At 75.8% G+C, this 14,241-nt stretch carries 15 protein-coding genes; 8 read left to right on the top strand and 7 right to left on the bottom strand.

The window, feature by feature from the left end; translation table 11 throughout:
* The first annotated feature begins 33 nt into the window (after positions 1 to 33).
* Positions 34 to 1,497: a YdiU family protein gene (locus tag ABL57_RS16990; protein WP_047804661.1), complete on the top strand. Its 1,464-nt coding sequence runs from the start codon at positions 34 to 36 to the stop codon at positions 1,495 to 1,497.
* A gap of 61 nt (positions 1,498 to 1,558) precedes the next feature.
* Here the strand turns inward: ABL57_RS16990 and ABL57_RS16985 are convergent, their stop codons facing one another.
* Positions 1,559 to 3,004, bottom strand: a complete 1,446-nt coding sequence (locus tag ABL57_RS16985; protein ID WP_047804660.1) for an NAD(P)/FAD-dependent oxidoreductase — start codon at positions 3,002 to 3,004, stop codon at positions 1,559 to 1,561.
* Positions 3,001 to 3,867: a UbiA family prenyltransferase gene (locus tag ABL57_RS16980; protein WP_082157522.1), complete on the bottom strand. Its 867-nt coding sequence runs from the start codon at positions 3,865 to 3,867 to the stop codon at positions 3,001 to 3,003. Before ABL57_RS16980 ends, ABL57_RS16985 begins: the two co-directional genes overlap by 4 nt.
* Before the next feature lie 181 nt (positions 3,868 to 4,048).
* Here ABL57_RS16980 and ABL57_RS16975 point away from each other — a divergent pair, with 181 nt between their 5' ends.
* Together ABL57_RS16975 and ABL57_RS16970 are read left to right on the top strand one after the other, a co-directional pair.
* Positions 4,049 to 5,242 (top strand): nucleotide disphospho-sugar-binding domain-containing protein, encoded by a 1,194-nt coding sequence (locus ABL57_RS16975; RefSeq protein WP_047804658.1) that lies wholly within the window; start codon positions 4,049 to 4,051, stop codon positions 5,240 to 5,242.
* 238 nt (positions 5,243 to 5,480) lie between these two features.
* Entirely contained in the window at positions 5,481 to 5,675 is a 195-nt protein-coding gene (locus tag ABL57_RS16970) for a hypothetical protein (protein ID WP_047804657.1), read from the top strand.
* A 120-nt stretch (positions 5,676 to 5,795) separates the two neighbouring features.
* Here the strand turns inward: ABL57_RS16970 and ABL57_RS16965 are convergent, their stop codons facing one another.
* On the bottom strand, positions 5,796 to 7,220 hold the full coding sequence (locus tag ABL57_RS16965) for a PLP-dependent aminotransferase family protein (protein WP_203225668.1): 1,425 nt from the start codon (positions 7,218 to 7,220) through the stop codon (positions 5,796 to 5,798).
* A gap of 61 nt (positions 7,221 to 7,281) precedes the next feature.
* On the opposite strand from ABL57_RS16965, the gene ABL57_RS16960 reads away from it, so the two are divergent.
* The 3 genes from ABL57_RS16960 to ABL57_RS16950 all read left to right on the top strand — a co-directional run bounded on the left by ABL57_RS16960 (position 7,282) and on the right by ABL57_RS16950 (position 9,897).
* A complete protein-coding gene (locus tag ABL57_RS16960; RefSeq protein ID WP_047804655.1) occupies positions 7,282 to 7,932 on the top strand; it encodes a YitT family protein in 651 nt (216 codons plus the stop codon).
* A gap of 159 nt (positions 7,933 to 8,091) precedes the next feature.
* Positions 8,092 to 9,261, top strand: a complete 1,170-nt coding sequence (locus tag ABL57_RS16955) for a mannitol-1-phosphate 5-dehydrogenase (RefSeq protein ID WP_047804654.1) — start codon at positions 8,092 to 8,094, stop codon at positions 9,259 to 9,261.
* Between the two features lie 165 nt (positions 9,262 to 9,426).
* A complete protein-coding gene (locus ABL57_RS16950) occupies positions 9,427 to 9,897 on the top strand; it encodes a hypothetical protein (protein WP_047804653.1) in 471 nt (156 codons plus the stop codon).
* Between the two features lie 88 nt (positions 9,898 to 9,985).
* Here the strand turns inward: ABL57_RS16950 and ABL57_RS16945 are convergent, their stop codons facing one another.
* The 3 genes from ABL57_RS16945 to ABL57_RS16935 all read right to left on the bottom strand — a co-directional run bounded on the left by ABL57_RS16945 (position 9,986) and on the right by ABL57_RS16935 (position 11,595).
* Entirely contained in the window at positions 9,986 to 10,438 is a 453-nt protein-coding gene (locus ABL57_RS16945) for a GNAT family N-acetyltransferase (protein ID WP_047804652.1), read from the bottom strand.
* Between the two features lie 103 nt (positions 10,439 to 10,541).
* A complete protein-coding gene (locus tag ABL57_RS16940; protein WP_047804651.1) occupies positions 10,542 to 10,997 on the bottom strand; it encodes a universal stress protein in 456 nt (151 codons plus the stop codon).
* Between the two features lie 169 nt (positions 10,998 to 11,166).
* Positions 11,167 to 11,595 (bottom strand): Hsp20/alpha crystallin family protein, encoded by a 429-nt coding sequence (locus ABL57_RS16935; RefSeq protein WP_047804650.1) that lies wholly within the window; start codon positions 11,593 to 11,595, stop codon positions 11,167 to 11,169.
* A gap of 456 nt (positions 11,596 to 12,051) precedes the next feature.
* On the opposite strand from ABL57_RS16935, the gene ABL57_RS16930 reads away from it, so the two are divergent.
* Entirely contained in the window at positions 12,052 to 12,765 is a 714-nt protein-coding gene (locus tag ABL57_RS16930) for a hypothetical protein (RefSeq protein ID WP_152683436.1), read from the top strand.
* Positions 12,766 to 12,916: 151 nt separating this feature from the next.
* On the opposite strand, the gene ABL57_RS16925 is transcribed toward ABL57_RS16930, so the two are convergent.
* Entirely contained in the window at positions 12,917 to 13,489 is a 573-nt protein-coding gene (locus ABL57_RS16925) for an MOSC domain-containing protein (protein WP_047804649.1), read from the bottom strand.
* 128 nt (positions 13,490 to 13,617) lie between these two features.
* Between ABL57_RS16925 and ABL57_RS16920 the strand changes: the two genes are divergently transcribed.
* On the top strand, positions 13,618 to 14,199 hold the full coding sequence (locus ABL57_RS16920; RefSeq protein WP_047804648.1) for a cysteine hydrolase family protein: 582 nt from the start codon (positions 13,618 to 13,620) through the stop codon (positions 14,197 to 14,199).
* The last annotated feature ends 42 nt before the right edge of the window (positions 14,200 to 14,241 follow it).

Below are 14,241 nucleotides of genomic sequence, written 5' to 3'. Positions count from 1 at the left end.
CCGCTGTCCGCCGGTCCCTGTATCGTTGACGAGGTGACTATCACACCGCTGTCGACCGTCACCTTCGAGGGGCGCTTCGCCCGTGAGCTCGGCGAGCTGGCCGTGCCCTGGCGTGCCGAGGAGGTCCCCGACCCCCGGCTGCTCGTGCTCAACGAACCCCTCGCCCTCGAGCTGGGCTTCGACCCTGCCGCGCTCGAGAGCCCGGCAGGCGTGCGGCTGCTGGTCGGCAACGCCGTTCCCGGCGACGCCACCCCGGTGGCGCAGGCCTACTCCGGACACCAGTTCGGCTCCTTCAATCCGCGCCTGGGCGACGGCCGCGCCCTGCTGCTGGGCGAGATCGCCGACGCCGGGGGCCGCTTGCGCGACCTCCACCTGAAGGGCTCCGGCCGCACGCCGTTCGCGCGCGGCGGCGACGGCCTCGCCGCGGTCGGCCCGATGCTGCGCGAGTACGTCGTCAGCGAGGCGATGCACGCCCTGGGCATCCCCACGACACGTGCCCTCGCCGTCGTGGCGACAGGACGCCGGGTGCGCCGGGAGCGCCTGCTGCCGGGGGCCGTGCTGGCCCGGGTGGCCGGCAGCCACCTGCGGGTCGGCAGCTTCCAGTACGCCCGGGCCACCGGCGATCTCGGGCTGCTGCGCCGCCTCGCCGACCACGCCGTCGACCGGCACTACCCCGAAGCGGCATCGGCCGAGCACCCGCATCTGGCCCTGTTCGAAGCCGTCGTGGCCGCCCAGGCGTCCCTGGTCGCGCAGTGGATGCTGGTGGGCTTCGTCCACGGGGTGATGAACACCGACAACATGACCATCTCGGGCGAGACCATCGACTACGGGCCGTGCGCGTTCATGGACGCCTTCGACCCGGCCACGGTCTACAGCTCGATCGACGAGCGCGGGCGCTACGCCTACCGCAACCAGCCGGTCGCGGCGGAGTGGAACCTCGCGCGGCTCGCCGAGGCCATGCTGCCTCTCTTCGACGAGGACCAGGACCGTGCGGTGGGTCTGGCGGAGACGTCGCTCGGGGCGTTCGCCGGGCAGTACAGCGCCGCCTGGACGGCCGGCCTGCGCGCCAAGCTCGGTCTGCCCCAGGAGCTCGGCGACGACGTCGTCTCCGCGCTGGCCGACGACCTGTTCGCCCTGCTCCAGGCCAACCACGTGGACCACACGTCCTTCTTCCGCAACCTCGGCGCGGCCGCCCGCGGCGACGCCCGGCCCGCCCGGGACCTGGTGCTCGATCTGCAGGCCTTCGACCGCTGGGCCGAGCGCTGGCGGGCCCAGAACCCGGACCCCGAGATCATGGACCGGACCAACCCGGTCTACATCCCGCGCAACCACCTCGTCGAGGAGGCGCTCGCAGCGGCCGGGGACGGCGATCTCGACCCGCTGGGACGGCTCCTGGAAGCGGTGACCGCCCCGTACGACGAGCGGCCGGGCCTGGAGCGCTACGCCGCCCCCGCGGCGGAGGACTTCGGGCCGTACACCACGTTCTGCGGGACCTGAGGCCGGGCCCCGGCCCGAGCGACCGTCGCAGCCGAGCGCCCGTGGCCGCCGGGCGCTCGGCTCAGGCCGCCGGCCCCAGGTGCTGCAGCAGCTTCTCCGTCGAGATCATCGCCCCGCCCAGGACGGCCGGCAGCCCGCCGCCCGGATGGACGGAGGCCCCCACCCGCCACAGCCACGGGCGCAGCAGGCTCCGGTGGGACGGGATGTGCAGGGGCCCGCTCTGCCACGACGGACGGACCGCGCCGTAGAGCGCCCCCTGCGCCGAGCCGTGGACGGCGAAGAACGCCGGGTCGAGGATCTCCGTGCGGCGGAAGTGCTCCCGCAGCGGGGCCCGCAGCCCCAGCACCCGGGCCGCTCGGTCGAGCTCGCGGACCACGAAGGGGTCGTCGAGGGTGTAGGACCTCCCGTTGGCGGGGGCCGTCAGGAGCAGGGCCAGGGTGGGGGAGCTGTTCGGGTAGACGCCGTGGGCCGGGTAGTAGTTCGCGAAGGCCATGGTCTGCGCGGGCTCCTCCCCGGCCTCCAGGCTGGCGTAGAGCTCCGCCGGGCGGTCCGGCAGGATGACTCCGTGCCGGGGCGTGCCCTCGGGGAGCGCGGCGTCGAGGACGGCGTAGATCGCGATCGCCGAGCAGCTGAGCCGGCGCGGTCGCCGGGGGGCGCCCCCGGCGAGGAGGCCGCCCAGGCGGTGGGCGTCGACCCCGCTGACCACGGCGTCGGCCCGGTAGGTGCCGCGGGCGGTCTCGACCCGCCGTCGTGCGACGGCGGTGACCGGCTCCCCGGTGCGGGTCTCCACGCCGGCCCGCCGGGCCAGCCGCTCCAGGGCCTCGACCAGCTCGTACACCCCGCCGCGGGGGATCCACACCCCGTCCCGGGCCATCACCGCGGGCATGCTCGCGTAGAGGGCCGGGGTGCGCGAGGGGCTGACGCCGGCGTTGAGGGTGTGGATGGCGATCACCTCGCGCAGGCCCTCCGGCATCCAGTCGAGGCCGTCGAGGTAGCTGCGGGTGGTCAGGTGCGGCCCGTAGAGCCGGCCGAGCGCGGCCAGCGCGGGGTAGGAGCTGCGGTCCAGGGGAGCAGTGGTGAGCAGCCGGGTGATGTCCGGGCCGAGACCGCCGTGCTCGGACTCGAAGCGCGCCCAGGCCGCGTGCCAGGGGTGGCCGGGCGGCACGGGCAGCTCGCTGCGGGTGCCGCGGTAGTAGTACGTCCCGATGTCGGGCAGCCGCTCCAGCTCCAGACGGGCCACCGCCGCGGCGTCGGGCTCCCCGGCGCGGGCACCGGTGCCCGCGCCGCGCAGGGTGTCCAGGCGCCCGAGCAGCTCCTGCCACACTCCCGGGAACGTGACCAGCGAGGGCCCGGTGTCCATCCGCTGCCCGGCCTGTTCGATGCGCCGGCTCTTGCCGCCGAGGTGGTCGGCGGCCTCCAGCACGGTGACCCGGTGGCCGGCGTGGCCCAGCAGGGCGGCGGCGGTCAGACCGCCGATGCCGCCGCCGACCACGACGACGCGGCTCACGGGTACCGTCCCAGGATCAGCGCGCCCGCCAGCTGCACCCCGGCCACGGTGCCGGCGACGTAGGGGAACGCGATGGAGTGCCGGTAGAGCCGGTGGCCGGTGGCCGGGGCCGGGGCCTGCAGCAGGGAGACCACGAGCCACCCGGCGATGAGCGCGTTGACCACCGCCACCGGAACGCTGACGAGCGCGAAGCCCAGCACGGACACGGCCCACCACGCGCCGCTCCACCACCCGGTGCCGCGCGCGCCGAGCCGGACCGCCGTCGTGGTGATGCCCACCGCGCGGTCCTCCTCGATGTCCTGGACGGCGTCGAAGGCGTGCTTGGCCACGCTCCAGGCCATCAGGCCCAGCGCCGCCGGCCACACGGGGGTGTCGCCGAGCGCGTAGGCCAGGACGACCAGGGGGAGGGCGTAGGCGGCGTTGCTCAGGGAGTCGAGGAAGGGCCGCGCCTTGAAGCGCAGCGGCGGGGCCGAGTAGAACACGAACACCAGCACGTACAGCGCGATCCAGCCCAGCGCCGCCGGGGGGAGGGCGAGGGCGAACCAGAGGGCGAACGGCAGGTTGGCGGCGAGCACCGACACCCAGATCGTGCGCACCTCGGAGGCCCTGATCCGGGCGCCCTCCAGCGACCCCTTGCGCGGGTTCAGGGCGTCGGTGTCCTGGTCGAAGATGTCGTTGACGCCGTAGATCAGCAGATTGAACGGCAGGGTCAGCCACAGCAGCAGCGGCACGGCCTCCCACCGCAGCAGCGAGCCGGTGAGCCACATGCCCAGCACGCCCGGGCCCAGCGTGTTGATCCAGAGCACCGGCCGTGAGATGTGCACCATCCGCCGGAGGGCGGGAGCGGGGCCTGCTGCTGGCACGGTGGTGGTCCTCCTCGGACGACGGGCACCCGGGAAGCCCGGGCGCCCTCCACTCTACGGGGCCGCGGGAACCGGGGAACTTCCGCGGGCGGGCGGGGCGCCCGGCCCGGAGGGCGGCCGGGGCGGCGCCCACGGCGGTTCGTGCCCGGCCGTGCGGCCGGGCAGACTGGTGGTCGTGCGCATGATGCTCCTGACCTCCGGAACCCGCGGCGACGTCGAGCCGTTCGCAGCCCTGGCCCGCTACGCCGCCGCCCGGGGGCACGAGGTCCGGCTGGGGGTGCCGGACCGGTCCGGCGCCGACCTGTCCGGGCTCGACACCGTGCGTCTCGGGGTGGACTTCCACCGTCTGCTGCGCACCGACGGGCTCTCCCCGCGCGCGGCGCTGCGCCACTACCGCACCGAGGTGCGCCCCGGCATGCGGCGGATGCTCTCGGCCGCGGTGCGGGAGACGCTGGCCTTCGGCCCCGACCTGGTCGTGCACCACCCGCTGATCCTCACCGCCCCGGCCGTGGCCGACGCCCTGGGCGTCCCGCGGGTGCTGACCGAGTTCGTGCCCGTGGCCACGCCCACCCGCGAGTTCTCCGCCCCGGGCGGGCCCACGGTCAGCGCGGACCTCGGGCGGTTCAACCGGGCCACCTACGCGGTGCCGCGCGGCGCGGCGCGGCTGTTCCGCGCCGACGTCGAGGGTGCCTGCGCGGCGCTGCCCGGTGGCCGGGCCCCCTCGTCCCGCTCGCCCTCCCGGGCCACGCTGATCGGGGCCAGCCCGCACCTGCTGCCGCGGCCCGCCGACTGGCCGGCCGCGGTCCACCTGACCGGAGCGTGGCACGACGAGGCGCTGGAGCCTGCGACGGAGCCCGTGGTGGACCGGTTCGTGCGCGGCGGACCGTACCTGGTGGCGACCTTCGGGTCCATGCGGGCGGGCGACGCGCAGGCCCGGGCCCGTGCGGTCGTGGCCGGGGCGCGCGCCCACGGCCTGCGCACCCTGCTGCTCAGCGGATGGGGCGGCCTGGTCCTGCCGGAGGACCACCCCGGGGAGGACGTGCTGGTCGTGCCGTCCGCGCCGCTGGGCCCCGTGCTCCGGGGGGCCGCCGCGGCGGTCCACCACGGCGGGGCCGGAACGGTGCACACCGTCGCCCGCGAGGGCGTGCCCTCCGTGGTCGTGCCCTTCCTCGCCGACCAGCCGTTCTGGGCCGGGCAGCTCCACCGCCTGGGGATCGCGTCGGCCCCCGTGCCCCACCGGAGGCTAACGGTGGAGACGCTGGTCCCGGCGCTGGGCGAGGCCCTGGCCCGGGGCGAGCGGGCCGCGCGGCTGGGACGCGCCATGCGGCAGGAGCGGGGGCTGCGGACCGCGCTGGACGTCCTCACCGGCCTCTGAGCCGGCCCGCCCCGGCTCGTCCGGCGCGCACGCCCCGTTCGGTGCGCAGTGCCCGTCCGGCGTGCAGTGACCTTTCGATCGTGCGGAACGGCCTGCTCGTCCGGAGCCTGCTGTCTGTCCGGCCCGCCCCGTCCTTCCGGCTCGGTCACCCGCCCTGCCCCCGGAAGAGGGGTCAGACGGGCCCGGTCGGGCCGTGCCACGATGCCGGGGGAACGACGCCGAGCGGAGGGGGACCGCCATGCCGAACCAGATGACGCTGCTGTTCATGAACCTGCTGCTGACGATCGTCCTCGTCGTGGGGTTCTCCCTGCACCTGGGCGGATGGCAGTGGTGGTTCCCGTGCCTGTGGCTCGTGGGCATGGCCCTCGGCTCCGTCTGGAGTGCGCTGCCCCGCCCGCACGCGGTGCGGTCCCGGTGGGCCGGCACCGGATGACCCGACGCGGGAGCCGGCGACGGGTCCGGCGCGTTCGGTCCGGGGATCGGCGGCGGCGCATGTGACGCCCCGTGTCGCGTGCTGCCCGGTGCTCCCGGACGGGCCGGCCGGGAGCGGGCGTCAGGCCAGTTGCGCGGAGGTCGCGGGGCCGACGGGGTCCAGCGGCGCGCTGCCGAGCGCGGCGTCGGCACGGGCCAGGCCGGACACGGCCCGTTCCAGCTCCGCGACGGGCAGCGTGAAGGGCAGGCGCAGGAACCGTTCGAAGGTCCCGTCGACGCCGAAGCGGGGCCCCGCCGCCAGGCGCAGCCCGTGGCGCGGCGCGAGCGCGGCCAGCGCGCTGCCGACCGGTTCCGGCAGCTCGGCCCACAGGGAGAGTCCCCCCGGGGGCACCTCGAACCGCCAGCCGGGCAGGTGCTCGCTGAGGAGGGCGACCAGCGCCGTCCGCTGGACGCGCAGCTGCTCCCGGCGGGCCGGGAGCACGTCCGGGTCCCGCAGCAGTGCCGCCGTCGCCAGCTGCTCGACGATCGGCGAGCCCATGTCCACGCTCGGTCGGGCCGCCGCCAGCCGGGCGGCCGTCCCGGGTGCCGCACGGACCCACCCGATGCGCAGACCTGCCCAGTAGGACTTGCTCGTCGAGCCGATCGAGATGACGTCCGGGTGGTGGACCGCAGCCGGAGGCGGGGGCGGTCCGTCGAGGTGCAGGTCGACGAGGGTCTCGTCCACGACCAGCGTGGTCCGGGACTCGCGCGCGGCGCGCACGATCGCGGCGCGCTCCTGACCGGTCATGCACCGACCCGTGGGGTTGTGGAAGTCCGGGATCACGTAGGCCATGGTCGGCGCGGTCTGCCGGAGCGCGGCGCGGAAGCCCTCGACGTCCCACCCGGTGCTCCCGAGGGCCACGGGCACGGGACGGCAGCGCGCCTCCCGCACGGCGTCGAGGGCGTGCGGGTAGGAGGGGTGGTCGACGACGACGCGGTCGCCCGCCGCGGTGACCAGTCGGAGCACGAGGTGCAGGGCGTGCTGCGCCCCGGAGGTGACGAGGATCTGCTCCGCCGTGGTCGGCAGGCCCCGGGCCGTGTACGTCTCGGCGACGGCCTCGCGCAGCACGCCCACCCCGGCCGGGGAGTACCCGTGGCTCGGCAGGTGCGCCGGCAGGTCCTGGAGAGCCGCGGCGTAGGCGGCGTGCACGGCCTGCGGCGCGGCCGGCAGCGCCGCGTAGGCGAGGTCCAGCACTCCGTCCGGTGCCTCCGGGCCCGGTGTGCTCGTTCCGCTCCTGCCGGGCAGGGCCGTGGTGCTGCGCGCGCCCTGCCGGCCGGTGAGACAGCCGTCCTCCCGCAGCAGCCGGTAGGCCCCGGTGACGGTGGTCCGGCTCAGGCCGAGGGCGGCCGCCAGCTCCCGCTCCCCGGGCAGCGCCACGCCCAGCGGCACTCGTCCGTCCAGCACGAGCAGGCGCAGGTGGTCCGCCAGCTCTCGATAGGCGGGTCCGCGGCCGGACGGGGGCGGGAGCATCGGGGCCAGGGCACGGGCGCTGATCCTGCGGGTCACGAGAACCAGTGTTCACCGACTGGCTATAGCAAGCAATGCCAGTCGAGCTGAAACTGGAGGCATGTTGAGGCGCAGACTCGTCCAGTTGTACACCGGCCTGGTGGCTTACGGCTTCTCGCTCGCCCTGATGCTCCGTGCCGACCTCGGCCTGGATCCCTGGGACGTCTTCCACCAGGGCGTGGCCGAGCGGCTCGGCTGGAGCTTCGGGGCGGTGGTCATCGCCACCGGCGCGCTGGTCCTCCTGCTCTGGGTGCCGCTGCGGCAGCGGCCGGGTCTCGGGACGATCAGCAACATCGTGGTCATCGGCCTGGTCGTCGACGCAGCCCTCCTCGTGCTCCCGCACGTCACCGGGATTCCTGCCCGGGTGGGGCTGCTCGCGGGCGGTGTGCTGCTCAACGGGGCGGCCACCGCCGCCTACATCGGGGCCCGCTTCGGCCCCGGCCCCCGCGACGGCCTGATGACCGGGCTGGTGGCGCGCACCGGCGGCTCCGTCCGGCGGGTGCGCACGGCCATCGAGCTCTGCGTCCTGGCCACGGGTTGGATGCTGGGGGGCAGCGTGGGCGTGGGCACCGTCGTCTACGCGCTCGCCATCGGGCCGCTCGTCCACCGCCTGCTGCCGGTGCTGGACCTTCCCGCCGGTCCCCGCACCGTGCCCGCGCCCCGGGAGAGGACCGCGCCCCGGGAGAGGACCGTGCCGCGAGTTCACGGCTGATGCCGCTCCGTGCCCTGATCGCCGCTCTGCGCCCTCGGCGTCCTCGGCTGCGGCGTCCCGGCGCCGCCGGCACGGTGTCCGGTGGCGCGCACAGGTGTCCTGACCGCCGGTGGCGCGTACCGTGGGCGAGGTGATGGACGTCTTCGGGAAGGTGAACCCATGAGTACGGCAGTGCACTTCGGTGCAGGCAACATCGGACGGGGTTTCGTGGGGCTGCTGCTCCACGAAGCGGGCTACGAGGTGGTCTTCGCGGACGTGGCGGCGCCGCTGATCGACGCGCTGGCCTCGACCCCCAGCTACACGGTGCACGAGGCCGGCGAGGGCGGCCGCGACCACGTCGTCGAGGGCTACCGGGCGGTCAACTCCGCCACGGACGAGGACCGACTGGTCCAGGAGCTGGCCCGAGCGGACGTGGTGACCACGGCCGTGGGCCCGAACATCCTGCGGTTCGTGGCCCCGGCCATCGCCAAGGGCCTGGCCGCCCGCCCGGCCGGGGCGTCCCGGGTGGCGGTGATGGCCTGTGAGAACGCGATCAACGCCACCGACATCCTGGAGCGGGAGGTCCGGGCCGCTGCCCGGGACCAGGGCCTCGACGACGCGGCGGTCGACACCCGGGCTGTCTTCGCCAACACCGCGGTGGACCGCATCGTGCCGAACCAGGAACCGGGGGCGGGCCTGGACGTGCGGGTGGAGCCCTACCTCGAGTGGGCGATCGAGCGGGGACCGTTCGGCGACACCGTCCCGGAGATCCCCGGGGTGACCTGGGTGGAGGCACTAGGCCCCTACATCGAGCGCAAGCTGTTCACCGTGAACACCGGCCACGCGGCCGCCGCCTACTTCGGGCGCGCCGCCGGGAAGCGCAAGCTCTCGGACGCGCTGGCCGATCCGCAGATCCGGGCCAAGGTCGAGGCGGTCCTGCAGGAGACCAAAACGCTGCTGGTGGCCAAGCACGGCTTCGACCCCGCGGAGCAGGAGGCCTACGTGCAGAAGATCCTCACCCGCTTCGCCAACGCCGAGCTGCCGGACACCGTGGACCGGGTGGGCCGGGCCCCGCTGCGCAAGCTGAGCCGGCACGAGCGGTTCACCGGGCCGGCCGCGGAGCTGGCCGAGCGCGGACTGGGCACCGCCGCCCTGCTGGACGCCATGGCCGCGGCCCTGCGCTTCGACGCCCCGGACGACCCGGAGGCCGCCGAGCTCGCGCAGCTGCTGGGCGGACCGGACCCGGACGAGACCCTGGCCGGGCGGCTGACCGGCCTCGAGCCCGGTCACCCGCTCTTCGAGGACGTCGTGGGCGTCGTCGCCGCCGCCCGGGCGTCCCGGCGGGACTGAGACCGCCGGGCACCGCACGGGACGGGCGTCCCGGACCCCGGTCCGGGACGCCCGTCCCTGCCGGGTGCCCCGGTGGGCCCGCGCCCCCGGATGAGGGGTCAGACACGGCGGTGCCCGGGGTGGGAGGATGCGGTCATCGAGCACGTCCGACCGGGGGAGGACCACGTGCTGACCGGCGTCGACAAGCTGCTCCTCGGGCTCTGGCTGCTGCCTCTGGGCCTCGGGTTCGTCGTCGGCCTGCGCGCCGGGGGCGACGACGGACTGGTGCTGCTCTTCGTCTCGGGGGTCGTGGCCGCGATGTATCCCGCGGTGCTGGCCGGCATGCTCCACCACGCGCGTCGCCGGCGCCGCTGGGCCGACCTCGTCGCCGCGGACGGGCCTTTCGGGCGCACGGACCGGACGCCTCCGGCCGGCGAGGACGTTCCCGAGGCCCCGGGCGAGCGGGGCCGGCTGCTGGTGGTCCGTGCCCTCCCGCTGCTCCTCGTCGTGCCCCTGGCCGTCCACCTCGTCGCCGCCGAGGGCGGCTGGGCCTCCGCGGTCATCACCGCCCAGCTCATCACCGTGGTGACCATGGCCGCCCATGTCCACCAGGGGGGCAGGGAGCCCGGCCCCGCCTCCCCGTGGCCACCCGCCTGAGGCGCCCGCGGCGACCGAGGGAGCCGCAGGCCGCCGTCCCGCCGCAGGCCGCCAGGAGGGGACGGCCACGGGGATCGCGCCCGCCGGCTCAGGGGCCGTCCGGAGGCACGGCCTTGCGGTAGTGCCGTGACGGCTGGGCGTAGCCGTGGCGTTCGTAGAACCGGTGGGCCCGCCGCCGCCGGTTCGAGGTCGACAGCTCCAGCGCGGTGGCCCCCATGTCCCGCGCCGTCCGCTCGGCCGCGGCCAGCAGGAGCGCGCCCACGCCCTGGGACCGGGCGGGCTCGTCGACCACGAGCGCGGTGAGCCGGGCCCGGTAGGCGCTCTCGGTCAGGAACGGCACCCGGTGCAGGTGCGCCAGGCCGACCACCCGTCCGGCCGCCTCCGCCACCAGACACCGGTCGTCGGGTCCGCCGGTGCACACCCAGGCGCGCACCCAGCGCGCCTCGGGGGCGTAGCCGAGCTGCCCGAGCAGGGCCACCACGGCGGGGACGTCGGTGGCCCGGGCCCGGCGGACGGAGACGGCGGGGACCTCCTCGGTCACGGCGGCGTGCCGTCCGGCGGATCGGCGGGGCCACGGGCCGGAGCGCCTCCCGCGGACCCGCCGCCGGACGCACGGCCTGACCGTCGGGTGCAGAGCACGTCGCCTACCGGCGCACGACCAGGACCGGGCAGTGCGCGTGGGAGACCAGCGCGGAGCTGACCGAGCCCAGGATCATGCCGAGCACCCCGCCGACGCCGCGCGCCCCGACCACCAGCATCCGGGCGCTCCTGCTCTCCTCGACGAGCAGCTCGGCGGGGCGTCCGCGCAGCAGCCGGGTGCTCAGCCGGGCGGGGCGGGTCTCGCCGAACACCTCCTGGAGCGTGTCCTGGAGCATGCGCCGGGCGTCGGCCTGGAACGCTTCGGGATCGAGTTCGGGGATGTATCCGTAGGAGGTCGCGTACAGGGCCGGATCCTGCCAGCACGCGATCACCTCCAGAGGGGCGTCGAAGGCCTGCGCCAGCCGGGCCGCTTCCCGCAGCGCCTCCCTGGAGTGGTCCGAGCCGTCGACGCCCACGATGACGCGGTCGCCGGTGGGGGTCTCGATCGGGGTGTCGCTCATGGCGCTCCTTCTGTGCGGGGCCGGCGCTGCCGGGGAGGGTGGATGGGGTCGCCCCGTCCCCGGGACGCCGGGCTCGAGGCGGTGCGGTGCACCGTGGCCGGGGCCGCGGTCGGGCCGCGGTCGGGCGGCGGGTCGCACACCGGTGGAACCGCCGCCGCGGGCGGTGACCCTAGGCGGAGCCGGATTCCCGACGGGTCACCGGGATCTTCTTGGTGGCCTGTTCACCCGGCTCGCGCATCGGGGCCCGGACCTCGAGCACCCCGTCGGTGTAGGCGGCGGTGATGTCCTCCTCCCGGCAGCCCTTGGGCAGGGGCAGGGCGCGGGAGAAGGAGCCGTAGTGGAACTCGGAGCGGTAGCTGCCCTTGTCCTTGTGCTCGGTCCTCTCCTGGCGGGTGGCCCGCAGGTGCAGGGTGTCGTTGACGACCGTGAGCTCGACGTCCTTGTCCGGGTCGATCCCGGGCAGCTCCGCCCGGATCACCATGGTGTTGCCGTCCTGGAACTCCTCCACGCGCGGCCACGTGGTCTCCAGGTCCCCCTCCATGAGACGACGGAGGGGCTCGAGCACGTCGAAGGCCTCCCTGCGCATCAATCCAGCCATGACCAGACTCCTCATCGTGAACTGACCGGCGCCGGCCCCCGTGGCCGACGCCCCCGGTGCCGGCGTCCGGATCCCCGGGACCGTGCGCTGCACGTGGGCATTTCCACCGTAGGCACCCTGTGCCGGTGCGGTAAGGCCCGGGGCCGACATGTCCCGATCGTGACGCCGCCCGGGAAGCACCGGCGCTGCGCAGAGCCGCCGCGGACGCGCTCAGGGGGCTGAACGTCCGTGCCGGGGGTCCGGAGCCGATGATGTCGTCGCGGCGGCCGCCGCCGACGTCGGTCAGGGGGCGCACGTGCCGGTCGCCGCGCCGGCCCCTGGCCGCGCCGGCGCGGCTGCCGTCCGTCGCCCACCCGAGGGTTCTCCCGGGTGCGACGACTTGTTGCGCCCATCGGCCGCCGCGCCGGACCGGCCCCGGTCCCGGCGGCCTACCCTGGGTCCAGGGGGGTGGTGGCCGTGCCACGGAGGACCGCGACGATCGTGCTGGGGACCCTGCTGCTGGCCGCGGGGGTACTGCTACTCCTGGAGGCGACCGGCCTCATGGGAGCCGTCGGCGTGCTGTGGGGACTGCTCTTCCTCGCGGCCGGCGCCGCGTTCGCCGTCCTGTACGCCACGGACCCGTCCAAGTGGTGGGCGGCGATCCCCGCGGGCACCCTGCTCGGACTCGGCCTGCTCGTGCTGTTCGACGACGCCGGTGTGCCCGGCAGCCAGCAGTGGGGCGGTGCCCTGTTCCTCGGCGGCGGCGGCGCCGGATTCGCCGCCGTCTACCTGCGCGACCACCGCCGGTGGTGGGCCCTCATCCCGGCCGGTGTGCTGATCACCCTGGCGCTGCAGGCCCTGCTCACCGCCGCCGCCCAGGAGGAACAGGCCGGCGGAGTGCTGTTCTTCGTGGGGCTGGCCGTCACGTTCGCGCTCGTGGCCGTGCTGCCGACCGGCGCGGCCCGCAACCGCTGGGCGTGGATCCCCGCCGCCGCCCTGGCCCTCCTCGCGGCACTGATCGCCCTGGAGGCCACCGTGCTGCTGTCCGCGGTGTCCTACCTGTGGCCGCTGGCGCTCATCGCGGCCGGCGGCTACCTCATCGTGCAGTCCCTCCGGCGCCGGCACGACACGCCCGAGCACGGGCCGGCGCCCGGCCCCGGCAGCACCTCGAGCGCGGCCCGCGACCGGTGAGCGGGCCGGGCCCCCACCCGGCGCGGAGTCGGGGACGAGCGCTCGCGGCCGGTGCCGCGGACCCGCTGCGCGGTGGGCAGAGCGCGCCGCCTCCCGGGCGCTCTGCCCCGCGCGCCCCTCCCGCACCGGCGGGGCCCCGTGGCGTGCTCGGTCAGGGCAGCCGGGCGGGGCGCAGCCGGACCGCGTCCCCGGCCCGCTCCGGGTCCAGGGGCACCGGGCTGTGCAGCACGGCCGGCCCACGGTGCAGGACTCCGTCCGAGAGCGGCCGGCAGCGCAGACCTCCCCGTCCGCGCATCGCGGCGTGCGCCCCGGGGGCGAGCATGCGGTCCATCCACGCGCAGGGGTGAGCGGGCCGCCCGGCTCGCAGTCGGACGAGCTCACCGCGCGACTCCAGGGCGAACTCCTGCCCGAGCAGCGGGGCCAGCTCGGCGCCGCGCAGGACCACGTTGCGCCGGGCGAGCAGAGGGTCGAAGGGGTCGGCGCCAAGGTCGGCCGCGATGGCCTCGAGCGCCTCGACGGCGAGCAGGGTGACGGCCGCGTCCATGTGCGCGGCCTTGCCGAAGAACCGGTCGCCGACGATGCCCTTGCCGGTCACCAGCTCGGCGCGGTCCGCGTCCGTCGTCGGGACGTCCGCGGCGCCGTCCCGGGCCCGGCCGAAGTAGGCGTGGCCGGGGGAGACGAGCAGGTGGAGGATCTCCACGTCGTAGCGGTGGGTCGTCGTCATGGGTTCCAGCCTCTCACCGGCTGCGCGCGGCGTCATGCGGCCCGGCGGCGAGGCCCTCCGGGGGCGCTGCCGCAGGGGGACCGCCGAGGGGCTCCCGGCCCCACATCGCCCGGTGTATCGTCACGAGCGTGACCGACTCCACGCCCGGTGCCCCGGGCCCGCGCGCAGCCCTGGTCGTCGTCGACGTCCAGCGGGGTTTCGACGACGCCGCGTACTGGGGCCGGCGGGACAACCCGTCGTGCGAGGCGAACATCGCGGCCCTGCTGGCCCACTGGCAGGAGAGCGGCAGTCCCGTGGTGTTCGTCCGGCACGACTCCACGACCCCGACCTCACCGCTGCACCCGGACCGCCCCGGCAACGCCTTCAAGGACATCCTCACCGGCACCCCGGACCTGCTGGTGCGCAAGAGCGTCAACTCCAGCTTCCACGGCAGCCCCGACCTGCACGCCTGGCTGCAGGCCCACGACGTCCCGGAGCTGGTCGTCTGCGGCATCACGACCAACCACTGCTGCGAGACCACGGCCCGGGTCGGGGGCAACCTCGGCTACCGGGTCCACTTCGCCCTGGATGCCACCCACACCTTCGACCGCACGGGACCGGACGGCGTGACCGTGCCCGCGGCCGACCTGGCCCGGGTCACCGCGGTCAACCTGCACGGGGAGTTCGCCACCGTGGCGACCACGGCGCAGCTCACCAGCCCGTCCCGCTGACGAGGGACGAGCGGGCCGGCCGGCCCGCTCCGCCAGCCGCAC

This window comes from Kocuria sp. SM24M-10 (genome assembly GCF_001027955.1).
GTDB classification, from domain to species: domain Bacteria; phylum Actinomycetota; class Actinomycetes; order Actinomycetales; family Micrococcaceae; genus Kocuria; species Kocuria oceani.
The sequence above is the reverse complement of the archived record's forward strand: the minus strand, read 5'-3'. Positions and strand labels throughout refer to the sequence as shown.